Here is a 24,002-nt window from a genome sequence, read left to right on the forward strand (position 1 = left end):
CTCCGGGCGGCCCTCCGCGCGCCCCTCAGGAGTTTTTCTGGGCCACCGCCGCGACGATCACGATGGCGCCCGTGAGCATGAGCCGGCTCGCCTCCGGCACGGCGTTGATGCTGAGGATCTTGTCGAGATAACCAATGGTCAGCACGCCGAGCAGCGTGAGGCCCATCCCGCCGCGGCCGCCCTTGAGGCTCGTGCCGCCGATGACGACCATCGCAATGGCCGTGAGCTCGTAGGAGACGCCGGCCTCGGGGTCGCCCTGCTGCTCCTGCGCGGCCTGGCAAATGCCGGCGACCGCCGCGCAGACGCCGCAGATCACGTAGGCGAGGATCTTCGTGGCCCGCACGGGCACCCCGGACAAACGCGCGGCCTCCTCGTTGCCCCCGACGGCATAAAGATACCGGCCGAGCCTGTGGCGCGCGCACAAGAATCCCACGATCGCGGCAATGGCGAGGAAGACCAGCGTGACGGCGGCGACGCGGCCGCCGAGGACGGGCGCGTCGAGCGCGCGAAAGAGCGGCGGGACCTCGACATACCGGAGGACGCCATCCGGCCCGGGGACGGCCGTCGCGACCTTCGTTCCCCCGCTCGCCATCTTCGCGAGGCCGCGGGCAAAGACCATCATCGCGAGCGTCGCGACGAACGGCTGCACACGGGCAAACGCGACGACCGAGCCCGAAGCCGCCCCGCACACGGCGCCCATCACGAGCACGAGGAGCACGGAGAGCCACCCCGGCTCGCCCGCGTGAATGCTGAGTTTCGCGGCAACGACGGCCGAGAGGCCGAGGACGCTGCCGACGGAGAGATCGATCCCGCCCGCGAGGATGACGGGAAGCAGTCCACAAGCGAGGATCCCGACGACGGAAGCCTGCCGCCACGCGCCCTGGTGCGTGCCGAGGCGGAAGAACGCGCCTTCGGCGGGGAACATCACCCCGAGGGTGAGGACGAGGGCGAGCGAAAACAGGGCACGCGCGAGCGAGGAGCGGTGCCACGCGGAGGTTTTTCCAGCCGAACGCGCCGCCGGCACGTCCGGGCTGAGGCTCTTGTCGCTCACGCGCGCCCCTCGTCGTGGCCCATGGCGAGGGCGAGCAACGCGGCCGGCGTCGCCTCGGCCCGCGCCACCTCGGCCGCGATCCGGCCACGTCGGAGCACGAGGACGCGATCCGCGAGCGCCGCGATCTCCCGCGCATCCGAGCCCGCCACGAGCACAGCCGCGCCCCGAGCGGCGAGCGCGCGAAGCTTCGCGTGGATCTCGGCCTTGGCGCCGACATCGACGCCACGCGTGGGTTCGTCGCAAAGGAGCAAGCGCGGCTCGTCGAGCAGCCACTTTCCGAGCACGACCTTCTGCTGATTGCCCCCCGAGAGCGTGGCCGCGTCCATGGCGAGAGCCTCGGGCCGGAGGCCGACATCCGCCGCCATTCCGAGCGCCGCGCGCCGCTCACGCGCAGGGCGCAACAAGCCGAGCGGCGAGAGCGACGGGAGCGTGACGAGCGTCCCATTGTGCTCCGCCGTCATGCCAGGCACGAGGCCCATGCTCTTCCGATCCGCAGGGACGAACGCAACGCCAAGCGCCCTCGCCTCGCGCGGCGATCCCATTCGAACGGGCACAGACGAGATCCGCACCTCCTTGGCCCGCGCGCGCGCGCCAAGCGCCCCCGAGAGCCCGAGCAAAAGCTCACCCGCCCCCGCATCCGAGAGCCCAAACAGGCCAACGATCTCGCCGGCAAACACCACGAACGAGACCCGATCGACGAGGGGCCTTTCGAATGCAACGGAATCGACGGAAAACGCCTCGACCGAGAGCCGCTCCTCACGGGCCGGCGCAGGACGCGGGAGCTCCTCGGCCGCAAGGCTCCGCGGCCCGAGCATCCACGCGACGACCTGATCGAGCGGGACCTCGCCCACCCGCGCAGAGCCAACCACACGGCCATCCCGCAGGACCGTGAGCCGATCGGCAATCCGCTCGATCTCCTCCATGCGATGCGAGACATACACGACGGCAACGCCGCGCGCCCGAAGCCCAGAGACGAGCTCGAAGAGCCGATCGATCGCAGGCCCCGCAAGCGCACTCGTCGGCTCGTCCATGATGAGCACACGCGCACCACGTCCAAGCGCCCGCGCAACCTCGACGAGCTGGCGCTCAGGGAGCGAGAGCCCCTCGACGAGCATGTCAGGATCGAGCTCGAGGCCAACCTCACCGAGGATCCGCGCAGCAGAAGCGCGCTCCCGCCGGCGGTCGATCCACCCCAAACGACCCAGAGGCCGCTCGACGAAGAGGTTTTCCGCGATGGAGAGCGCAGGCAAGAGCGAGAGCTCCTGATGGATGACGGCAATCCCAAGCGCCCCCGCATGCGCCGGGGAGCGAGGACGAACAAGCCGCCCGTCGAGGAAAATGCTGCCCCCGTGATCCGTATGCACACCCGCAAGGATCTTGAGCAACGTACTCTTGCCAGCGCCATTCTCCCCAAGCAGCGCATGCACCTCGCCGGCATGGAGATCCAGCGATACACCGTCAAGGACGGTCGCCCGGCCAAACCGCTTGGTGATGTGCTCCATGCGGACGACCAGGCCAGAAGCTCGAGCAGGCTCAGCCATGGGGCCATCGGAAGGGTAGTGCGACGAAGGCCCGCACGGAAGGCCCGTCGGTCACAGTGCAGCGACGATGTCGCAATGCCCAGGGCGTAGCGCCGGGGTTTCACCCCGGTCCCCGACCAGGGGTTGTCCACCCCTGGACCCGGACCAGGCGCGGCCTGGACCGAAGGTCGATGAACTGCGCGATGCGCAGTTCATCGAACGGGCCCGTTCAAGGCCAGCGACGGGCCGGCCAGCCAAGACGGCGGGGCGGACGTCTCTGCTGAAGGCGGCAGCGCTGCCGTCTCAGCTGGCAAGGTCGCTCATGGTCTTGCCACGGGCCCGTCGTAGAAACCGCGCATCGCGCGGTTTCTACGCCCCCGGTCCAGGCCGCGCTTGGTCCGGGGTGCAGGGGGTGGACAACCCCCTGCTGGGGTGCGGGGCAACGCCCCGCTCCGCGCTCACGCAGCTTCCACGAGCGCGCGACCGAGTGGCATGACGACCTCGTCCATCGCCCGGATGAACGCGGCGCGGGCGTCTCCTCGGGCGACGTGCCCGTGGGCGGCGGCCACTTCGGCTGGGAGCGGCGGCTCTGGGGGCGGCGAGGGCAGACGGCTTGCGGCTTCACGGAAGGCTTGCGTCACGGCGTCGCGTATGGGTGCGCCGCCTGCGGCGATCGTGAAGGCGAGGACCCGGAATGCGAGCTCTGCGTGGCGCGCCTCGTCCTCTGCGATGCCTGTGAGCACGCGGCGTACGGCGGGGTCGGAGGCGCGCTCGGCTTGCTCGGCTGCGAGCACGGCGGCGAGCGTCTCGCCTACGGCGCCTTCGATCACGGTTCCGACGGCGAGGTCCACGAGGCTCTCTCCGACTGGGAGGGACAGCGCCTCGGGCAAACCTCGGGGTGCGATGGGCGCGCCTCGATAGGCTGCTGCGAGGGAGAGTGAGAGTCGGGCGTGCCGCACCTCGTCGAGGGCGGCCTCGTGTGCGGCGCGGACGAGGGATTCGTCGGCGCCGTGCGCGAGCAGTGCGAGGGCGAGGCGCGAGAATGCGGCGACCGAGGCGTGCTCGAAGAGACCGTCCCGGATCCAGCGCTCCGCGAGGGCCTCGCGTGCTTCGATGGACAGGCCTTCGAGGTTGGGCGCGAGCGCCTCCTCGGACCAACCTCGCTGCGCGGCTTCGATGGGCGCGACCACGGGGCCGTTTTCGGCGAGGAGCGGGCGGCCGATGGCGCACGTGGTCTCGATCGTGACGTCGTAACAGCACAGGCCATTGCCGCTCGGATCGGGCTTCGGGCCGACGTCGACCGAGCGCAGGCAGGAGCAGATGTCGAGGCTCTCGGCGACGGCGCCGTAGGCCTCCTCCTTCGAGGGGCACGACTCTCCGATGTCCGGAATGCATGCGAGGAACGACGATGGGGGCTGCCCCGTGCCGTCGCATACCGTCGTGCCTGTGGAGCTCGACGTCGCGGGGCCGGTCGTCCCGGACGAGCTCACGTCCGACGAGCTCGTGCCGCCGGCGCCGCCTGTTCCTGTGTCCTCGGTATCGACGACGACCTTCGCGCCGCATCCGACGAACGTGATGGGCGCGGCGAGCGTCAGCCCGAGCGCGGCCGCGACGCGGTGCGCGAGTGTCCTCCGAAAAATGAGCGAAGCGTCCATCGCTGCATGATACATGACGAGAACCGCATGCAACCCCCCCTGCTCGTCACGATCACGTTCAGCCACTACTGCGAGAAGGCTCGGTGGACGCTCGATCGCGCGGGTATCACGTACCGCGAGTCGGGGCACCTGCCCGGGTTCCACATGCTCGCCGTTCGCCGCGCGGGTGGCTATCGCAGCGTGCCCTCGCTCATCACGGACGAGGGGGCGTTCAACGATTCGACGGACATCGCGAAATGGGCCGATCGCCGCGCCCCGTCGGCGCACCTCTACGGGAAAACCGACGCCGAGCGCCGCGAGATCGAGACGCTCGAGGATCGGTTCGACGAGGACTTCGGCGCGCACACCCGGCGATGGGTGTACTTCCACATGCTGCCGGACAAGAACCTCGTGGTCCGCCTCTCGAACCAGCAAGCCGCGCCTGCGCTGGAAAAACGCATGCTGCCGTTCTGCTTCCCCTTCATCCGCCCCGTGATGCGCAAGGCCATGCGTATCACGGCCGCGGGCGCCGAGCGCTCGCAGCGCAAGATCGACGTGATGTTCGACGAGGTCGGCAAGATGCTCGCGGACGGTCGCCCCTTCCTCGTGGGTGACACGTTGACCATGGCCGACATCACCTTCGGAAGCCTCGCGGCGGTGGTCCTGGACCCGCCGGAGTACGGCGCCCCGCTCGGCCTGATCGACGCGCTGCCCCCGGAGGCGGCCTCGAACATGCGCAGATGGCAAGAGCTCCCCGCGGCGAAGTTCGTGGCGAGGTTGTTCCGGGATCACCGAGGCGCCCCAGCGCGCGCTTGACCGTCGGCGACCAGAAGACCGGTGCTGACGAGGCGTATCCCTCGCAGCGGCCCGCATGGTAACGTTTGAGGGCAGGCGCTCGCGGGCTTGATTTCCCCGTGAAGCGAGCCCCCGTTTCCCATGCCTCGCCGCTACCTCGTCCTCCGCACCGATCGCACCCAGCGCGCGTTTCTCACCCGCGAGCTCGAGCAAAGCCGCCTGCGCCAGGGCTTCGGATGGCGACGCGAGCACGATCTACGGCTCCTCTGCGAGCAGGTGCGCGCAGGGAAAAAGCTCACCGAGGAGGAAGCGAGCGTCTGGCGAAACAGGCGCCTGCTCGACACCGAGCCCGACGGGCTTCGGCCGGGCAACGTGATCATCCTGCCGAACCTGCTCGAGCCAGGCCGCTGGATCCTCGCACGCGTGAAGGGCGGCTACGAGTATGCGCCCGTCGTCGCGCCCGGGCGGGAAGGCCCGGATTACGGCCATATCGTCGCCGCCGATCCCATCCGCACGCCGAACGGGAAGGTCGGCGCCGTCGAGGCAGAAAACACACACGTCGACGCCGCGCTTCGCGCCACGATGCGCAACCCGTCGAGGATGTGGTCGATCGACGCACTCGGCTCCGCCGTGGAAGCGCTCGTCCACGCGATCGAGTCCGGCAAGGATACATGGACGCCCGACCCGGAGACGCAAAAAGCCGACGGATTCTTCACGGCCGTGCGCGACTCGGCGTGGAAGCACATCCAGACGAAATACAAGGGCCCGGAGCTCGCGCAGCTCGTGCATCAACTCTTCACGTGCATCTACGAGGGCGGGCGCGTCGAGCATTGGGGCGGCGCCGGGGAGAGGGGCACGGATCTCATCGTCTACACGCGAGATCCACTCGGTCTCGAATACAAGGTCGCCGTCCAGATCAAGCAAAACGACGGATTCCAGGACGACGAGCGCGCACTCGGCCAGATCGAGCAAGCCAAGGCCCTCCACAAGATCGACGCCGGCGTCCTCGTGACGACCGCCGAGGTGACGAGCGGAGCATTCGAAGAAAAATGCGCCGCACTCGAAGGCAAGCTCGGCATCGACATTCGCGTGATCGCACGAGGCGAGCTCATCGAGCTCGTGATGAAATACCTCGGCAAAGCCCGAATGGTGGTCCGCGAAGCGCTCATCGACCTCCTCCGCGCGAGCGCACCAAGCGCCGAGCCACGGGAGCACACAGCCGTCACAGACCGCGTATACGACGAGCTGCAACGTCTCCCCGAGCTCGAACGGCAAATCGCCGGGACGAAGGTAGCCCACCAGAACCGCGGCAGCGGCGTTCATTTGCTCCGGGTCGAATTGCCCCAAGAAATGCTCGGCGCCGTCGTCGAGCCCATCGCGCAAAGCATCGTGTCCTGCCTGCGGCGCATGGTCCCGAACGCAAAGTGCCAGCGCGGCAAACCAAGCGGCCCCGGCACGAAATGGCTCGTCGTGGATACGATCGTCGAGCTCGGTTGACTTGGGGCCGCCGCGCCGGGGCGCCGCCCCGGGCCCCGCGGGGGCTGTTCGCCCCTCGACCCGAACCAGCGCAAGCGCTGGACCCGGGGTCGATGAACTGCGCGATGCGCAGTTCATCGAACAGGCCAGGTCAAGACCGGCGACGACTCTGCCCACCAAGACCGCGGCGCTGACGGTTCAACGGGCCGGCAAGCATCGCGACGACTGCGCAGTCGTCCTTGCATCGGCGCGACGGTGCCGAGGACACGTGCACGGCGTGGGATGCACCGGTGCAAGCGCGGCTGTGACGACGTGATCGGCGCCCTTGCATCGACGCAAGCGTGGGCAGGAACACGGCAAGGGGATGCTTGGACCCGTGCAAGCGCTCCCGCGCCGCGTGCTCGACGTCCCTTGAACACGTGCAAGGCACGCCGTGCAAATCGTTCGGGGTGCCTTGCACGTGCGCACCCCCCACCGAGCGACTGCCATCGCGCGATTTGCGCGCGTGCAAGGCGCGTCGCGCGACTTCCGACCCGGCCGTTCGATGAACTGCGCATCGCGCAGTTCATCGACCCCGAGTCCAGCGCTTGCGCTGGTCCAGGTCCAGGAGCGGACAGCTCCTGGTGGGGCCTGGGGCAAAGCCCCAGCGAGGCGCCCCACCGCTGTTCACGATCACACACTCTCGAGGACCCAGGCCGTCCCCTGCCCTACCCTGACGTAGCGCATCGCGGCGAACCCCCCGTTCCGGAAATTCCCTGATCGGGTATCCTCCTGTCCGCCATGCCCGCGCCCTCCGCCCGAGAGCACGCCGAACGTCGTGTCGGCAGAACGCTCCGGGAGAAGTACCGCATCGAGCGTGTGCTCGGCGTGGGTGGCATGGCGACCGTCTACCTTGCGGTCCATCGCAACGGCCACCGGGTCGCGGTCAAGATCCTCCATCCTGACCTCTCCGCCAGCGTCACCCAGCGTGACCGCTTCGTCCGTGAGGGCTACGTCGCCAACTCGATCGATCACCCTGGCGCGGTGCGGGTCCTCGATGACGACGTCTCCGATGACGGCTGCCCGTTCCTCGTGATGGAGCTGCTCGAAGGGGAGACCCTCGACCAGCGGCGTAGACGCGCTGGGGGCAAGCTTGCCTGCCGCGAGGTCCTCGTCATTGGCCATGCGCTCTGCGACGCGCTCGCTGCTGCCCACGACAAGGGCATCGTGCATCGCGACATCAAGCCGGAGAACGTGTTCGTTACTTCCGACGGCACGCTCAAGATCCTCGACTTCGGCATTGCCCGCGTTGCCGACGAGGAGGCCGGGCCCGGTGGCGTCGCTGGCACCCCTGCGTACATGCCGCCTGAGCAGGCCCTCGGGGATCGAGGCGCCATCGACGCGCGCACGGACCTCTGGGCTGCGGGCGCGACGATGTTCACGCTCATCACGGGCCGGCTCGTGCATGACGCGAGCCGCGCGACGGAGCTGCTCGCGAGCACTGCGACCAAGCCTGCGCCGCGCCTCATCGACGTCGCGCCTGAGGTCCCGCGCGAGATTGCCCGCGTCGTCGACGAGGCCCTCGCCTACTCGCGCCATGACAGGTTCGAGGACGCGCGCGAGATGCGCGATGCGATCGGCTCTGCCCACATCGCCGTTTATGGCGAGCCCCTCTCCGTCGTCGGCCCCCGCAACAGCGGCAGCGCACTCGCGTTTGCGCCGTCGTCGTCGGGGCGCATCTCGCTTCAGCCCGCATCGGGCCGCGTCGCCGCGTCGCGGCCGCGGGCTGAGCTCGTCGAGACTGTGCTCGACGTGCCTCCGGGGAACGAAGGCACGCCGCGCCCGCCCTCGCTCGCGCCGGCGGCTGCGCCTGCCTTTGGCGCGCCGCAGAACACGGTGAGCGAGCCTGTCTCGTCGCAGCCGACCGAGCAGCGCCCCTCCCGGGCGCGCGCGTTGCTCATGATGTCGGCGGGCCTCGGCATGATCGCCACGCTCCTCGTGCTCTTCGTGGCGCGCGCGAACCACCTCGTGCTCACCAACGTCCCGCCGAACCCGCCGAACCCGGCTCCGCGCAGCATGTGCGTGACGAATGCCGACTGCGCGTCCCCGGGCGACGACAAGCACGCCATCTGCCGCAAGGATCGCGGCGTCTGCGTCACGCTCGAGACCGATCAGTGCCGCGTCCTCGCCGAGAAGGGCGACGCCGAGAACGACGGCACGATCTGGATCGGCGCGATGTACCCGCACGACGAGAAGAAGGGCACGCCGTACGGCTGGCAAGCCGCGCGCGCCGTGGAGCTCGCGCGCCGCGATTTCGCGAGCCTCACCGGCGGCCTGCCGCCCGCGAGCGGAGCGGGGAAACCTCGACCGATCGGGATCGTCCTCTGCGACGACACCGAGGCGGCCGAGCGCGCGGCCTCGCACCTCATCGACGACGTCGGTGTGCCCGCGGTCCTCGGCTTCGCGCGTAGCAAGGAGGTCCTCGACCTCGCGCACTCGCACTTCCTGCCGAAGGGCGTGCTCGCGTTCGCCTCGAACACCGCCTCGATGCTCACGGACATCGCGCATGCGCCGGACGATCCGCGCCTCGTCTTGCGCGTGACCACGAGCGCGACGATGTCGACGGGCGCGAAGGCCGCGTTCCTCGAGAACGTGCTCGAGCCGGAGATCCGAAAGCGCCCCGGCATCCTCCGGCCGGGGGAGCCCTTGCGCGTGGCCATCGTCCGCGTCGACAACGCCTCCGGCGTGAGCCACGCGGACAAACTCGTCTCCGCGCTCCGCTGGAACGGCAAGAGCGCCGCGGAGAACGGCGACGATCTGCGCCAGTTCGTGGTGAAGGACGAGCTCTCCGGATCGCAGACGGGCGACGCCGTCGCGCCCGTGATCGAGTCGATCAACTCGTTCGCGCCGCACGTCGTCTTCGAGGCCGGCGCGGGCGCGCGTTTCCTCGTCGAGCTCGAGCTCCGCTGGCCGAAGAACCTCCGCTTCCGGCCGCATTACGTCGTGTCGGGCTCGCTCGCGTCGGACGATTTTTCGAAGCTCGTCGCCGAGCGTCCGGACGCCTCGCGCAGGCTGCTCAGCGTCGACGCCGCGATGAACCCCGCGCTCGCGAAGTTCGTCGTCCACCACAACGAGATCTTCCCCGACAAGGTCACGCCGTACGACTCGACGAGCGCGCCGTACGACGCGTTTTACGCCGTCGCGTACGCCGCGCTCGCGCTCGGCGACGAGCCGATCACGGGCCGCGGCCTCGCGCGCGCCGTGCGCCGGCTCGTGCCCCCGGGTGAGCCGGTCGAGGTCGGCCAGGGCGGGATCTACACGGCGATCAGGGTCCTACGCGGCGGTAAAAATATCGACCTCACGGGCGCGCAGACCTCGCTCGACTTCGATCCGGAGACCGGCGACGCCACCGTCGATTTCGCTGTGTATTGCCTCGATCCGAAGCGCCGCGTCGCGGCCGAGTCGGGCCTCGTCTACCGCGCGAAGACCGGCAAGCTCGAAGGCGCGATGCGCTGTCCGTGACGGATGCGGCAAGCCGTTGCGCCCGCGGGCCTTGTGCGGATACCGTTCGGATCTTCCCGAGCCATGCGAAAACTCGCTTCCCTCTTCGCCTCGGTCCCTTCGGCCCTCGCTCTCTCGCTCGCGCTCTTCTCGGGTGACGCGCACGCGCAAACCGAGGCGTGGTCGGATCCGGATCCGAAGGGCGAGGGGACGCGGTATACGATCGACAAGTTCGGCTTCCGCGCCGGGGCCGAGTATCGCGCGAACCTGCTCTACGTGAACCCGATCGCGCTGAACAGCGACGCGGGCCGGCGCGTGAGCTGGATCGAGCACCGCCTGCGCCTCGACCTCGGCGTCGACTACCGCAACAAGGTGCGCCTCTACGCCTCGGCCGACATGCTCGACGGCGTGCTCTGGGGCGACAACGGCACGCTCGCCTCCGGTCCCAAGCCGAACTTCGGGACGAACATCAACGCGCGCAGCCCCAACGTCACCATTCCCTGCGTCGGCCTGCGCGGCACCGACCCTTTGAAGGCCGACGATTACGGCTACACGCTCTGCTCGGGGGAGCAGATCCGGTTCCGCAAGGCCTACGGCGACGTCGTGCTCCCGATCGGCCTGCTCCGCGTGGGCCGCCAGTCCGCGAACACCGGCACCGGCATCCAGGCCGCCGACGGCGACGGACGACCGAACCGCTTCGGCTTCAGCCGCCAGGGCAACCTCGTCGACCGCGTCCTCTTCGCGACCAAGCCCCTCGAAGCCTTCAAGCCCAAGGAGGAGCGCGACACCTCGGAGAACAAGGGGCTCATCCTCGCGCTCGCCTACGATCGCCTGGTCACCGACAGCGTGCAGCTCTTCGCCGACGACGTGCAGCAGGTCGACGTGGCCGTGCGCTTTCTCGCGCCGAGGCTCGGCTTCGCCCACGACGTCTTCCTCGGCGGCTACTACGTGCACCGCTGGGACGACGCGAACAGCTCCAGCATCAACAGCTTCGGCCTGAAGGCGATGGCCCGCGCCGGCAGCTTCCACGTCACGGCCGAGGCTGCGATGAACGTCGGATCGACGCGCGAGATTGCCCAGGCGAACAGCTACATCTCGAACGATCCCGTCGTCGATCAGCGCATCCTGCAAGGCGGCGCGCGCGTCGTCGCCCGCTACGACCGGCCGCTCTACACGGCCTACCTCGAGTTCGATTACGCGTCGGGCGACGCCGATCCGAACAACCGCACGCCGCTCACGCAGTTCGTCTTCGCCGAGGACGCGAACGTCGGCCTCTTGCTCTTCGAGCACGTCGTCGCGTTCCAGACCGCGCGCGTCGCGGCCGCGGGCACCGAGCTCTTGAACCGCCTCGGCGCCCCGAGCTTCCCCTCGGACTCGGTCTACAACCGCGGCGCCTTCACGAACGCGCTCGCGCTCTTCCCGCAGTTCGACATCCGCCCCGTCCCTGGCCTCACGCTGCGCGGCGGCGTGCTCTTCGCGTTCGCGGCCGAGCCCGTCGTCGATCCGGTGAACTCGCTGCTCGCCCGTGACGGCCTCACGATCGAGGACGACCTCGTGAACTTCGCCGGCGGCAAGCCCGGCAACTACTGGGGCACCGAGCTCGACGGGCGAATCTCCTACCGCTACCTCGATCACTTCCTCTTCGACCTCGAGGGCGCGGTGCTCTTCCCCGGCGACGCCCTCCGGGACGAGGATGGCTACGCGGTCCGCAGCGTCCTCGTCCAGGGCCGCACCACGTTCTTCTTCTAGGTCTCGCGGAGCACGGACATGCGACGTCTTCCTCTCTCGCTCCTCTTGCTCTCCCTCGCTGCCCCGCTCGGCGCCGGCTGCGAGCTCTACGATGGCCCTCCGCAGCCGAGCATCGTCGGCGCCGAGGACGGCGTGCTCGAAGACGCCACGGCGCCGATCGTCCTCTCGTTCTCCGAGCCGGTCGATCCCGCGACGCTCGACGTGGCGATCATCCGCCTGGAGACCGACGTCGAGGGCAACCTGCTCGACGAGGACGCGGATCCCGTGAGCGAGCCCGAGGAGTTCGTCTCGTTCGTGAAGGGTGTCGCCACGGGCGGCGAGGCCGAGCTCGTGGACGGCAACGCGACGCTCGTGATCAAGCCGAGCGCGCCGCTGCCCGTCGGGCCCAAGCTCGCGCTCGTGATCGAGAAGGGCCTCGCGGATGTCGCGGGCAACGTCACGAAGGTGCGCAAGCGCCTGCTCTTCGGCTACTCGTTCAAGCTCGACTGCGACAAACCCTCCACGGTCTTCCCGACCGGAAAATACTTCCTGCTCGCGGACGTCGAGAAGCCGCTGCAGACGCAGGTCCAGCTCTGGGCCGCGTTTTACGTCGACCCGGAGACGGGGCGCGTGCGCGGGCAGGCCACGAACGCCGATCGCGACAGGACCCAGGTTTGTCCGATGTCGTGCAAGAGCACCGAGGCCTGCCGGCTCCTGCCCGAGCCCCAGTGCGTCGCGCCCTCCGAGCGCGCGGGCACGCCGGACGAGCACTCGGATTTCGTGCCGAATGGGACTCCGCCGACGGGTTACTCGTTCACGATCGACGGCTGCGCCGTGGACCAGCCTGGCGGCAAGGTCGTGTTCGCGACCGCGCCCACGGACGTCGTCGTGCAGATCCCGCCGGTGACGCTGCGCAACGTGACGCTGACGGCCGAGTTCGCCCCGGACGCGAACGGCGTGCTGCGCGGCACGGGCGCGCTCGCGGCGGACACGGTGCTCATTGGCACGACGCCGAGCGGCAAGGGCGAAGGAAACCTCGTCGGCCGGATCGTCGCGGCCGACGAGGCGCCCGCGGACATCCCGGATCCGCCGCCGGCTCCGTGAACGGGCGGACCGTACGGTGTCCGATTCGTGACGCGGGAGCGGGCAGCAAACGCCGGGAAATTTGGTAGAGAGCCGAGACCATGACCACGACGCCCTTCGAAGCTCCCGAGGCCCCGGTGACACCGACGAGCGCGGCGGCGCTTCCGCCGATGAACCGCTGCATCGAGATGCCGCGCTTCGAGCTCGGCGAGCGGCTCACGCCGGAGCAGGTGGAGTTTCTCGACACGTTCGGGTTCATCCGCTTCAAGAGCTTCCTCTCGCGCGCGGAGGTCGGAAAGCTCGTCGAAGAGGTCGAGTCCATCGACGCGCGCCTCGTCGACGAGGGTCGGACGGTGATCAACGGCGTCCCGCTGATCATCGGCAAGCGCAAGGACGGCCGCGCTTTCGTGCAGCGCATGTGCTTTTCGTCGCTCTTCGGCGAGCGGCTGCACGCGTTCCTGCAGGATCCGCGATTCAAGGCGATCCTGGAGATCGCGGGGCCGGGGTATCGGATCGGCGAGCGGGAGCGGGACGGTCTCGTCATCAACCATTACCGCCGCGAGGAGGGATCGAGCTACAAGCGGCTCGGCTGGCACACGGACAGCCTGCGTGATCTCTTCTATTTCGAGATGCCGCGGCGCTACCTGAACGTCGGGTTTTACCTGGACGACTCGCCGATCGAGAAGGGCGGCGTGCGGCTGATTCCGTTCTCGCACAAGCAGGGGCTCTGGCCGATGCTGACGCGGAAGGCGCATTTCATGGATACGGACGCGGATCCGGCCGAATATGCGCTCGTGGCCGAGGCGGGAGATCTGACGATCCACGACGGCCGCATCTGGCATCGGGTCGCGGAGGCGAGCGCGACGGGCGACGCGAGCCAGCGGCGCGTGATGTACGTGCCCTTGATGGAGGGGCCCGAGAAGCTGAAGGACGAGAACAGCCCGACGCCCGTCTACTTCCGCCTCCGGCGATTCGCGCGGTTCTGAGGCGCTCGTGACGCTGCGGCACACGGATTCACCCGTTCGGCTCCTCGCGCGCGCCGCGGGGAGCCCGGGGGCGATGGCCGGGAAAATGGCCCGCCTCGGGAGGATGCTCGCAGCGTATGGCAATGGGCGCGAGCTCGACGCGCGGCTCGCGCTCCTGCTTCGCGCGGGGATCCTCGACGCGGCGCCGACGCGGATCCAGCTCGTCGTGGGCTCGATCGACATGCTGCGGTTCTGGATCTCGCCCGCGTCCTCCGAGTATTACGACCGCGTCGGCATCGATTACACGTTCCACCAGATCCTGCGTTTCCTCGAAGAGCCGGCGTCGCTCGCCGACCCGGTCGGTTTCTTCAGCACGCGGGACAACGTGATCGGCCACCTCATGCAGGTCGTGCACGCGAACCCGCGGTACGATCTGGAGCTGCTCATGATGTGGGAGGACGGGCTCGCGGAGCTCGAACGGCAGGTCGAATCGATGATCGCCGGGACGCACCCGCGCGGCGCGGCGATCGCGGCCATCGTGGAGGAGCCCGACTACCACGCGCGGCTGCTCGATTACACGCGCGACTTCCGCAAGGATCCGGCTGCGCCCCCTCCCCTGCGCTCGAACGTGGAAGGGAGCGCGCACTGGCAGGATCTCGAACGCACGTTCGGGTCGCTCCGGACCTCGATGCGGTACTTTTGCCGATTGCCGAAGGATCCGATCTCGGCGGCGCGGCACCTCCTCACGGTGAAAGAATTCCCGCGGCACCTCGGGGAGCCGAGGCCACGCAGCGACGAGGGAGAGGCGATTTCATGCCCATCGTAGCCATCGATCACGTTCAGCTCGCGATGCCCGCGGGGCGCGAGGACGAGGCGCGCGCATTTTACGGAAAGCTGCTCGGGCTCGCCGAGGTGCCGAAGCCGGCCGACATGGTCAAGCGCGGCGGCGCTTGGTTCGAGGCGGGCGCCGTGAAGATCCACCTCGGCGTCGAGGCCGACTTTCACCCGGCACGGAAGGCGCATCCGGGCCTGCGCGTCGAGGGGCTCGCCGCGCTCGTCGAGGGCTTGCGGGCCGCGGGCGTGCCGGTCGCGGACGGCCAGCCAATCGACGGCGTGAATCGGGTCTTCGTGGACGATCCGTTCGGCAATCGAATCGAGCTCCTGGAGCACACGTCGGGCTGACGTTCATTGCCCCGGGCGGGCGCACGTGCCCGGCTGCGCCCGCGGAATGACGCGCAGGTATTCGTACATGGCGACGAGATCCTCGTCGGACATGTGCCGGTAGAGGGCCCAGGGCATGACCTGGAGGATTCGAGCCGGCTCGTTCGGATCCTTCCCCGTGCGCATGGACGACACGAATTGATCCCGCGTGAGCCCGCCGGGCAAGCCGTTCGTGTCGGGCGCGAGGCTCGGCGCCGTGAGGTTTTGCCCCATGGGCACACCGCCCGCGAGGTAATGCGCGGCGTCGAGGCGACCTTGTCCGCCGGTGAACGGGTTTTCGCCGGGGGCATACGTCGGGCAGCTATGGCAATCGACGCAGCCGGACGCGGCGTTGACGTAATAACTCCCGAGCCCCACGACGGCGCGATCCGCGTTCGCCAGATCGAGCGGCACGGGCGCGATTTTCAGCCCGATCTCGGCCCGCGTATCGAGCGGCGCGGGCGCCTCTCCGGGCTCTCCGGTTCCCATCTCCTCCGAGGCGCAGGAGAGGAGCCCCGCGAATCCGAGCGCGACGAAATGTGACCATTGCATGGCGGACCGTCCATGCAAGCACGGCGCCCTCGCTTGCCGTGCGCGCGCCGCACGCGGGGGCGCTCCGGCTTCTCCAGATCTGATACAACGAGCTGCATGCACGCACGTCACGTCGCGGGCTGCGTCTTGCTCGCTCTGCAGGTGGGGGCCATCGTGGTTGCGCGATTCGTCCCCTCCCGATACTTCTGCTGGGCCCCGAACGACTCTTCCAGCGAATACCGAATCGAGGCCGTCGTCGACGGTCGCGCCCTCGACGACGCGGAGATCGAGCGGCGGTACCACATCGGCGCGGCGGGGGTCGAGTCCCGCTCGATGCAGCTCGTGCTCGACGTCGTGCGCGGGTACGAGGAGACGCGCGGGCGACAGGCGCCGGCGCGCGTCGTCATCCGGTATCGCGTCAATGGCGGCGAGCCGCGCACCTGGTCATGGCCCGCCTCGTGATCGACGGACTCGCGGCTCGCCTGCGGCAGGGCGGCGCGCTTCGGCCGGAGCTCCTCGCCCCGGCGCGGATCCTCGCGCTCCTGCTCCTCTGGTTTGGCTGGCCGGTGTCGGTCCCCGAGCCGTTCGTGCCCCTCCTGCCCGTCTTCGACATGATCGGCTCCCCCGCGGCCGTCCGCGCCGTGATCCGCGCGGCGGCGCTCGTCGGCGCGGCCGGCCTGCTCTTCGACGTACGCCCCCGCGACGCGAGCGTGCTGCTCGGCGCGGCCGTGGCCGCGAAGCTCCTCTCGTGTCGGCCGACCTATTACAACAACGAGGTCTTCGTCGCCGCGTTTTTCCTGATGATCGGCCTCGACACCCGGGGCCTCCGGCCCCCGCTCCTCCGCGCGCAGCTCGTCTTGCTCTATACGGGCGCGGGGCTCAACAAGCTGCTCGATCCCGACTGGCGATCGGGCCAGTTCTTCGAGGTCTGGACGACGCTCGAGCACCACACGGCGTACCTGCAATGGAAGACCCATTTGGCGCCGATGCGGCTCTCGTGGCTCTTCTCCTGGGCGACGATCCTGACCGAGCTCTCCCTGGCGGCGCTCTTCTGCCTCCCCCGCGCGACGCGCCCTGCCCTGCTGCTCGGCGTGGCCTTTCATTCGACGCTCGTGCTCTTCGCCGGGGCCACGTTCGGCTTCTTTTATTTCGCGCTCCTCGCGGCCTACCTTGCGCTCGCGGACGAAATCACGCCGCGGGTGCGCGCCCTGGCAACGGGCTTCATCGCGCTCGTCGGTGCGACGCTCACGCACCGCATGGAGGTCACGTGGGCGACGTACGTCCTCGCCGCGCTCGCGCCGGCACTCGCGGCCCTCGCGCTGCGCCGGCGGCGCGTCATCCCCGAGGCGTCCGAAAGCGTGGCGACGGAGCACTGACCAGCGTCATTGCGGCCTGCCCTGCGCGATCCAGGTCTCGACGAGCTGGATGTCCTCGGGGGTGACGGGCGGGAGCGCGAGCGGCATTCCGCGGACGACCGGATCGGTTTGTCCGGCCTCCTCGCGAACCCGGGCGAGCATGGCATACACGAGGCGCGGCGTGCCGTCGGGCATCGGCGAGAAGATGCTGCGGCGCTCGCCCTTGTCGTCGACGTAGCCGGCCTGGATGCCCTCGTATTCGGCGAGGTTCAGCCCGCGGGGCCGATAGCCGAACCCGCCCGTGTTGCCCGGCCCGCCATCGCCGATCGCATAATCGGGTTCGGCGTGGCAATGCCAGCAGGTGTTACGGAAGACGCGGCGGCTGACCTCCTCGTACGTCACTTTTCGGTCGAGCACGGGCAGGCGCGGCGGGATGATCTTTCCGACCTTGGGCGCGAGCTCGGCGCGCAGGAGGAAGGCCGCGAGATCCCGCTGCTCCTCGGGCGTGAGCGGCGTCTTCGGCATGAGCGTGTCGGGCTTCTGCGCTTTCGGATCGTCGAGCCAGCGGACGAGCTCGCCGGGGGCCATGCGATCGCGGACGTACCGCAAATCCGGCGCGAGCGCGCGGGCCATGCGCTCGCCTTTGCCTTCGAGATCGACCACGCCGGCCGGAAGGGCGGCGCGCGGCGCGCCCGTGTATTCGTGGCACTGGCGGCAGCCCTTCGCCTCGAAGAGCGCGCCGCCCTTCTCGACGCTCGCCCCTTCGAGCGCGACCGCCGGGGCCGGCGTCGCCGAGGACGTCAGCCACGCGGCGACGTCACGCGCCTCCTCCGGGGTGATGTCGAGGCGCGGCATGCTCGTGTCGAGGTGCGGGCGTACGTCGTGCGGTTCGAGCAGGAACTTTTCGATGAATCCGCGGCGCAACCGGCCGCCGATGCTGGCGAGCGACGGGGTCTCGCGGAAATGAACGATGCTCTTTTGCCACTTCGAGAGCGAGGACGCCGACGCCTGGTACGTGCCGGCGTGAATCTCCTGGTGGCAGCGGACGCAATCCTGATCGAGCTTCGGTTTTTCGAGGCCGGTGCCCTCGTGGCAGCGGTTGCACTCGAACTTGGCGACGAGGCCTTTTCCCTTTTCGGGATCGCCGGGCGGCGGCTCGGGCGTCTGGACAGCTTGTGCGAGCGTGGTCGCGCTCGCGGAGGGAGCGGGCGGAGGTGCCTCCGCGCGCTCGTCCTTGCGACAGCCAAGGAGGAGGAGGACCAGACTGACAAGGACGAGCGCGCGGGGCACGGAGGAAAATCCTTTCGAGCCGACTAGCTTTGGCCGCCCTGGCTCGTGGGCACCTGGCAGACCGAGCTGTCTTTCGCCATCGTGTTGCACCGCTGAACGGCAGCGTCACGGGCGGTCGTGTTGCCGGCCTCGTGCTGGAGGCGGCCGAGGGCAGCGTAGCCCTGCGGCGTGGCCATGAGGTCGCGGTCGGCAAGGCCCTGGAGCAAGGTGCGCGCCTCGTCCTTGCGGCCGTCGACCTTGGCAAGCGCCTCGCCAAGATCCGTGTCGACGGAAGGATCGTTCTTGCGCTGCTCGCGGAGCCGCTCGAGCGCCGACACAGCCCACGCGACGTTCTTGGCGCGCTGCTCGGTCGTCTTGCCGCGCCAGGTCGGGTCGAGGTCGATGCCGCCGTCCGCGCGGACGAGGGCAACGGCGAGGGTACGCTGGGCGCGCTGGAGCATGCCGTCCTTGCCCGGGTTGATGCTGCGAATCTCGGGGAACATGCGCACGATCGACTGAGCCGAGGCCACAATCTTGCCGTCACGCATGGTCTTCTCGACGTTCGCGAGGCCCTGGATGCGGTGGTCGATCTCGGGGATGAAGACGTCGCCGCAGGCAGCCGCATCGTTCGAGACAGCCGGAATGGCGGCAAGAGCAGCGAGACCGAGGGCGAAGCGAACGGCGAGACCCTTGATGGTGAGCATCGTAACCTCCTCCTACGTGGCGAGCGGTTCAACCCGGGTATCGGGGCGGGCGGTTCTTCTGTGACAACGGCCGGCGAAAAAAGTTTTGCGAGAAGTTCCGGCAGCGGCGAGCGCGGGGTTTGGGGCGAAGGGCGCCGAAGGCGACCCGCAGCCCCAAGCGTTGAACGACAAACGCGCCTCGCGGGCAGGATCTTTCAGAGCAGATCATCGAGGAGCCGCCGCGCCGGGGCGCTGCCCCGAACCCCGCGGGGGCTATCCGCCCCTCGACCCGGACCAGGGCCAGCCCTGGACCTCAGGGGGAAGAACTGCGCGCTGCGCAGTTCTTCCCACAGGCCGGTGGGAACGCGTTGCCGACGGAACCGTCAGCGCTGCCGTCTTGGCTGGCAGGGTCGCCCGCTGGTCTTGACCCGGCTGTTCGATGAACTGCGCAACGCGCAGTTCATCGACCCCCAGTCCAGCGCGGGCGCTGGTCCGGGTCCCGGGGCGGACAGCCCCGGGTGGGGCCTGGGGCAACGCCCCAGCGAAGCGCTTCCCAGGAAGAGGTCAGGCCGATGGAAGCGCCGCGAGCGAGAGGCGGGCGATGGCTGCGAAGAGGAGGTTTCCGTCGAGGGCGACGGCGTCGCGATAGAGCTGAATGCGCTCGGCAGGGTCGTCGACGAGGTTGCCGAGCTTGACGAGGAGCTGGGTGCGGACGTCGGGCTCCTCGGCGACGTCGAGACCGCGGCGATACGCGGCCCGCGCTTCGAGGGGCTTTCGCTGGGCTGCGAGCGCGTCGCCGAGGGCCACGTGGAGCATGGCGAGGTCGGTCTTCGCGAGGGCCTCCCGTGCGCGTCGGGCCTTCTCCGTCGGGTCGAGGTCGGGGCGGTCGAATTCGGAGAGGAGGCTGAAGACGGACGGCTCGAGGGCGCCTTGGGCGATCCGTTCGGCGAGGAAGCGGTAGGCGCGGCAGCGGAACCAGCCGGGGGCGAGCTCCTCGGTCTTGCGGAAAAGCTCCGCGGCCTCGACGGCGCGGCCCATGAAGAGGCAGGTGACGCCGGCCTGATACACGGGGGAAGGGTCGTGCCGATCGGCGAAGGCGCCGCGGCGGAAGGCTTCGAGCGCGCGGACGAATTCGCCGGCAGCGCCGAGGCGCTCGCCTTCCTCGGTGGCGATGGACGAGGCGCGGAGCTCGGGCCGGTTGCGCTCGTAGATGAACTGGACGGAGCCCTGGAAGCCGCCGATCTCGTCGAGCTCGGCCGGCTTGCCGTTCACGAGGGCAACGACGCGGCACCGGGGCTCGCCCGCGCGGACACGCTCGGCGCGGCGGCGGAAGGCGCGGGCCTCGTCCGCGTCGCCGAGGCGGTCGAGGATGCCGGCGATTCGCTCGGCCGTGGCGGCGGCCTCGGTGGTCTCGCCGAGGTAGCGGTGGACCTCGAAGAGGGAGAAGCGCGCGGCGAGGGCGCCCTGGTCGTCGCCCGACTCTTCACAGAGGGTGAGCGTCTGCTCGAAGGGCGCGCGCGCCTCGGCGACGCGGCCCGTGTGGAAGAGGCATTCGCCGAGGCGGCCGATGAGCATGGCCTGATGGCCGCTCTTGTGGCCCGAGGTCTCCGCGAGCGCGGCGCGGGCCTTCGCCTCGGCCTCGGCATACCGGCCCTCCGCGGCGAGGGCGTCGATGTCAGCGAGGGCCTGTTCGAGGCGTGTAAGGAGGGCCTGCGTGTCGTCGGGGACGGTGGTGAGGGCCGCGAAGAGCTCGGGTCGACCTCGCATCGCGGCCATGTGCTGCGCGACGGAGGTCATGCCCTGGATGTACCAGCGCAGCCGGGGGCCCTCGCGGAACGGCTCGGGGACGGTGCGCCAGCCAGGGAAGGCGTCGCAGATGGCTTGCTCGTTCGCCTCGCAGAGGGAGGAGAGGCGGTCGAGGTCGCCTTCGTCGACGGCGTCGAAGAGGGCCTCGCGGAGGGCGTCGGGGGAGAGCGGCTGCATCGGGCCGGCAAGGTAGTCGAGGGGGGACGGGAGCGGAAGCGGGTGCGGAAGCGGAGGCGGGAGCGGGAGCGGGAGCGGAAGCGGGAGCGGAAGCGGGAGCGGAAGCGGGGCCGGAAGCGGGGGCGGAAGCGGGGGCGGGAGCGGGGGCGGCGTGCCCGCGGAGGGGAGCGAAGAGGGGTCCCCGTGCGCGGAGCTCGGCTTGGAAGGGGTGCAACGCCAGATCCCTGCGCGCCGAGGTCGGCTTGGAAGGGGTGCAACGCCAGGTCCGCCCGCGCCGAGGTCGGCTTGGAAGGGGCGCAACGCCAGATCCCCGCGCGGGGAGATCGGCTTGGAAGGGGCGCAACGCGAGGTCCCCGCGCGCCGAGGTCGGCTTGGAAGGGGTGCAACGCCAGGTCCGCCCGCGCCGAGGTCGGCTTGGAAGGGGTGCAACGCGAGGTCCCCGCGCGCCGAGGTCGGCTTGGAAGGGGCGCAACGCCAGGTCCCCGCGCGCGGACGTCAGCTTGGAAGGGGCGCGACGCCAGGTCAGCGTGCGCGGAAGCCCAAAGCGGAGGCGAGAGCGTGCGCGGAAGCCTGGCTCATTCGCTCCAGTACGTCTCCGTCATCACGCTGAAGCCGGACACGGTATCGACGAAGATCGCGACGTTGTGCCCGCTCCAGGGATCATCCGCGTAGCTGAGATAGCAGCCCTTGAAGGAGCGCCCTGCGATCCGCTCGTCGAGGTTCGCGAGCCCTTGCGTGACGACGCTCGCAGGGAGCGGATTCCAGTGATTCGCATAATCGACCGTGCTCTCGACCTCCGCGCGCACCTCTGCTTCGTCGGCGAGGTTCGGTCGGATGCTCGCGCCATTGGGGAGGGAGCCCGGATCGATCCCGAAGCACTCGAGCCCATGGTGATAATAGTGATGCGTCCCCGTCGTGATCTCGAACCTGTCGAAGTGGCGGGCCATGGTCGCGCCGAAATCAGGGTGCGGCTGCGCGTTCACCGCCGCGATCAGGTCCTCGAAAGGATCGCTCAACGTCGCGGCGTTCCGGATGTTCCTGATGCTCACCGAGCTGATCCCCGCCGTGGCCGCGATGCTCTCGACCGTCGTGAAGGGTCGCAGGTTGAGGAGATTCGTCGCGCCGTTCCACGCGTAGGGCAGGATGTCGTGCAGCTCCGTGGAGCTGACGGAATTCACCAGCGAAACCATCCGGGCCGCGTCGTCCGCGGAGACAGCCAGATCGTCGACGATTCCGACGCAGCTCGCGTCGATGTACCCCTCGCTCCGCGCCCCGCCTTCGATCTGCTCGAGGCGAGCGGGCCCGACGAGCGGAACGGCGGAGACGTCCGAAAGCGTCACGAAGGGCGAAATCGCGCGATACCCCACCAGGTTCGATGCGACGTCGCTCGGCAGATACGCGTCCAGCGTCTCGAACGATGCCGCATTGACGAAGTCGATGATCCCCTGGCATTCCGGCGCCACATCGACGTCGGTCTCGGTGAGCGGCGCTTGCTGTTCCCCGAGCAGCTCCGATGGCTCCTGGGAATCGGCACCACAACCAACGACGACCAAGCTCATGGCAAGAAAGGACAGAGCGAGACAGCGCATTGAAGTCACCTCGTGGGAAGCAGGTCGAGGCGCCGAAGATAGCAGCCAATATCCCATTGGCAAATGACTATAATTTTCTTCGTATACGATGCAAGGAATCGAGCGAGCCGCGCTCGGCGCGCGGCAATCCGCGCTCGGCGCGCCTGGCTCACGGCACGAGCGCCGCGAGGAACATGGAGAACTCGTGTCGTCCCGGTGTCGTCGCCGTGGCTCCCATCCCGAAGTCGAGCGAGCCCTTGAAGACGCCGACCGTGACCAGCCGGCCGCGGCTGTCGAGCGCGGTCGCATGACCAACAGCCGCATCGGCGACGCCGCGAACCACGCGCGGGGGGAGCGCGGTTCCACGCGAATCGAACGTCTGGAAATAGGCCCCCTCGTCGCGGCGGAGCGTTTTGCCTTCGTCCGTGGTCACCTCGTGTGGGCCATAAACGAGGATCTCGCCGCTCCGCGCGACGACGACGTCCCTCGCATATTGAGAGAGGTCACGGCTGCCCGGCGTGCCCGCGAGCGAGAAGAAGCGCGTCGCGCCGCTTGCGTCGAGCGAGGCGACGAAGGCGTCGGCGAAGAGCCCCGCACCCTCGAGGATCGTGTCCCCGAGCGCGACTTGGCCCTCGACACCGCCGACGAAACCGGCGACGACGACGCCGCCGTCGGGCCCCATGGCGAGATCGTTGATCCGATGGTGATGTATGATCGAAGCAAAGGCGCGCGCCCAGAGCGCGCGGCCCTTCGGATCGAGCTTCGCGACCCATCCAATCTTCGGCGAACGCGCGTCCTCTGCGACGACGCCGTCGCCCAGATCGAGCGGGCTCTCGACGGAGCCGCCGATGGCGATGCCCCCCGTGGCGTCGACCGCGATCGACGTCGCCCACTGCTCCTTGTCATCGCCGTACGATTTGGCCCATCGCGGAGCGCCGTCTTGCGTGAACGACGCGACGAAGATGTCATTCAAGCCTCGGGCCGGCATCGGGCCGGTGCCGAGATCGAGCGCCCCGTCTCGATAGGTTCCCACGATCGCGATCTCGCCGGCCGGCGTGACGGCGACGTCGTAGATGTGCTGCTCCTCGGCCCCACTGAACTGCTTCTGCCACCGCACGGCTCCGCTCGCATCCAGGCGCGCGAGGAACGCGTCCGTCTTGTTGTTCGCCGGAAGGGCGCCGGCGCCGAGGTCGAGGGTGCCCAGGAAATGGCCTGCGACGACCCAATCCCCGCCGGGCGCAGCCACGATCGACGCGTGGTCCATTGGGCCAGCGGAGAAGGTGCGCGCGCCCGTCACCGCGCCGTCAGCATCAAACCACGCGAGGAATCCAGCCTGCCGCGGCGTTTCGAGGTGGAACCCACCGAGATCGCACTTGCCCTCCAGCAAACCGCTCACGGCGATGTGATCGTCTGCGCCGACCGCAACGGCCCAAGGCCACAAACTCGTGCAGTAGGCATGCGACCAGCCGACGGGCTTCGGCGGCGGCGGCGGCGGCACGTCCGTCCGCGCGACGGGGGGCGACGTCGGTGAGGCCGCCGAGCCCGTGCAACCGGCGAGGAGAAGCAAAAAGGCGAAAAGGGGCGAGCGCACGGCCGGGAGTGTCCTCCAAACACGCGGGCAACGCAATGGGTGCGGCGGTCAAACCGCCGGCCGGTCGTATCGGGGGGGGGCGGTCGAGCG

At 69.3% G+C, this 24,002-nt stretch carries 19 protein-coding genes; 10 read left to right on the forward strand and 9 right to left on the reverse strand.

Annotation, left to right across the window (positions count from 1 at the left end; all coding sequences use genetic code 11):
- Positions 1 to 25: 25 nt before the first annotated feature.
- The 3 genes from QHF85_RS37670 to QHF85_RS37680 form a co-directional block, all read right to left on the reverse strand.
- On the reverse strand, positions 26 to 1,051 hold the full coding sequence (locus QHF85_RS37670; RefSeq protein ID WP_281332253.1) for an ABC transporter permease: 1,026 nt from the start codon (positions 1,049 to 1,051) through the stop codon (positions 26 to 28).
- A complete protein-coding gene (locus QHF85_RS37675; protein ID WP_281332254.1) occupies positions 1,048 to 2,592 on the reverse strand; it encodes a sugar ABC transporter ATP-binding protein in 1,545 nt (514 codons plus the stop codon). The genes QHF85_RS37670 and QHF85_RS37675 overlap by 4 nt, the downstream gene beginning before the upstream one ends.
- 437 nt (positions 2,593 to 3,029) lie before the next feature.
- Positions 3,030 to 4,226 (reverse strand): ferritin-like domain-containing protein, encoded by a 1,197-nt coding sequence (locus QHF85_RS37680; protein ID WP_281332255.1) that lies wholly within the window; start codon positions 4,224 to 4,226, stop codon positions 3,030 to 3,032.
- 27 nt (positions 4,227 to 4,253) lie between these two features.
- On the opposite strand from QHF85_RS37680, the gene QHF85_RS37685 reads away from it, so the two are divergent.
- The 8 genes from QHF85_RS37685 (at position 4,254) to QHF85_RS37720 (ending at position 14,914) form a co-directional block, all read left to right on the forward strand.
- Entirely contained in the window at positions 4,254 to 5,021 is a 768-nt protein-coding gene (locus QHF85_RS37685; protein ID WP_281332256.1) for a glutathione S-transferase family protein, read from the forward strand.
- Positions 5,022 to 5,141: 120 nt separating this feature from the next.
- Positions 5,142 to 6,497: a restriction endonuclease gene (locus QHF85_RS37690; RefSeq protein WP_281332257.1), complete on the forward strand. Its 1,356-nt coding sequence runs from the start codon at positions 5,142 to 5,144 to the stop codon at positions 6,495 to 6,497.
- Between the two features lie 759 nt (positions 6,498 to 7,256).
- Positions 7,257 to 9,977 (forward strand): bifunctional serine/threonine-protein kinase/ABC transporter substrate-binding protein, encoded by a 2,721-nt coding sequence (locus QHF85_RS37695; protein WP_281332258.1) that lies wholly within the window; start codon positions 7,257 to 7,259, stop codon positions 9,975 to 9,977.
- Positions 9,978 to 10,040: 63 nt separating this feature from the next.
- Entirely contained in the window at positions 10,041 to 11,705 is a 1,665-nt protein-coding gene (locus QHF85_RS37700) for a hypothetical protein (protein ID WP_281332259.1), read from the forward strand.
- 18 nt (positions 11,706 to 11,723) lie between these two features.
- Entirely contained in the window at positions 11,724 to 12,788 is a 1,065-nt protein-coding gene (locus QHF85_RS37705) for an Ig-like domain-containing protein (protein WP_281332260.1), read from the forward strand.
- A gap of 80 nt (positions 12,789 to 12,868) precedes the next feature.
- Positions 12,869 to 13,753, forward strand: coding sequence for a phytanoyl-CoA dioxygenase family protein (locus QHF85_RS37710; RefSeq protein ID WP_281332261.1), 885 nt, complete (start codon positions 12,869 to 12,871; stop codon positions 13,751 to 13,753).
- 7 nt (positions 13,754 to 13,760) lie between these two features.
- A complete protein-coding gene (locus tag QHF85_RS37715) occupies positions 13,761 to 14,558 on the forward strand; it encodes a hypothetical protein (protein ID WP_281332262.1) in 798 nt (265 codons plus the stop codon).
- A complete protein-coding gene (locus QHF85_RS37720) occupies positions 14,546 to 14,914 on the forward strand; it encodes a VOC family protein (RefSeq protein ID WP_281332263.1) in 369 nt (122 codons plus the stop codon). Before QHF85_RS37715 ends, QHF85_RS37720 begins: the two co-directional genes overlap by 13 nt.
- A gap of 3 nt (positions 14,915 to 14,917) precedes the next feature.
- Here QHF85_RS37720 and QHF85_RS37725 read toward each other — a convergent pair whose 3' ends face one another.
- Positions 14,918 to 15,484, reverse strand: a complete 567-nt coding sequence (locus QHF85_RS37725) for a cytochrome C (RefSeq protein WP_281332264.1) — start codon at positions 15,482 to 15,484, stop codon at positions 14,918 to 14,920.
- Between the two features lie 96 nt (positions 15,485 to 15,580).
- On the opposite strand from QHF85_RS37725, the gene QHF85_RS37730 reads away from it, so the two are divergent.
- Both QHF85_RS37730 and QHF85_RS37735 read left to right on the forward strand, forming a co-directional pair.
- Positions 15,581 to 15,925, forward strand: a complete 345-nt coding sequence (locus QHF85_RS37730; RefSeq protein WP_281332265.1) for a hypothetical protein — start codon at positions 15,581 to 15,583, stop codon at positions 15,923 to 15,925.
- Positions 15,910 to 16,839 (forward strand): HTTM domain-containing protein, encoded by a 930-nt coding sequence (locus QHF85_RS37735; protein ID WP_281332266.1) that lies wholly within the window; start codon positions 15,910 to 15,912, stop codon positions 16,837 to 16,839. Before QHF85_RS37730 ends, QHF85_RS37735 begins: the two co-directional genes overlap by 16 nt.
- A gap of 6 nt (positions 16,840 to 16,845) precedes the next feature.
- On the opposite strand, the gene QHF85_RS37740 is transcribed toward QHF85_RS37735, so the two are convergent.
- The 5 genes from QHF85_RS37740 to QHF85_RS37760 all read right to left on the reverse strand — a co-directional run bounded on the left by QHF85_RS37740 (position 16,846) and on the right by QHF85_RS37760 (position 23,912).
- Positions 16,846 to 18,108 carry a cytochrome c gene (locus tag QHF85_RS37740; RefSeq protein WP_281332267.1) on the reverse strand — a complete coding sequence of 421 codons (1,263 nt, stop codon included), beginning with the start codon at positions 18,106 to 18,108 and terminating at the stop codon, positions 16,846 to 16,848.
- Positions 18,109 to 18,131: 23 nt separating this feature from the next.
- Positions 18,132 to 18,791, reverse strand: coding sequence for a hypothetical protein (locus tag QHF85_RS37745; RefSeq protein WP_281332268.1), 660 nt, complete (start codon positions 18,789 to 18,791; stop codon positions 18,132 to 18,134).
- 543 nt (positions 18,792 to 19,334) lie between these two features.
- Complete coding sequence (locus QHF85_RS37750) at positions 19,335 to 20,753, reverse strand: hypothetical protein (protein WP_281332269.1); 1,419 nt, start codon at positions 20,751 to 20,753, stop codon at positions 19,335 to 19,337.
- 575 nt (positions 20,754 to 21,328) lie between these two features.
- A complete protein-coding gene (locus tag QHF85_RS37755) occupies positions 21,329 to 22,312 on the reverse strand; it encodes a hypothetical protein (protein WP_281332270.1) in 984 nt (327 codons plus the stop codon).
- Positions 22,313 to 22,490: 178 nt separating this feature from the next.
- Positions 22,491 to 23,912 (reverse strand): hypothetical protein, encoded by a 1,422-nt coding sequence (locus tag QHF85_RS37760; protein WP_281332271.1) that lies wholly within the window; start codon positions 23,910 to 23,912, stop codon positions 22,491 to 22,493.
- Between the last annotated feature and the right edge of the window lie 90 nt (positions 23,913 to 24,002).

It is taken from the genome of Polyangium sp. 6x1 (assembly GCF_029946515.1).
Taxonomy (GTDB): Bacteria; Myxococcota_A; Polyangia; order Polyangiales; family Polyangiaceae; genus Polyangium.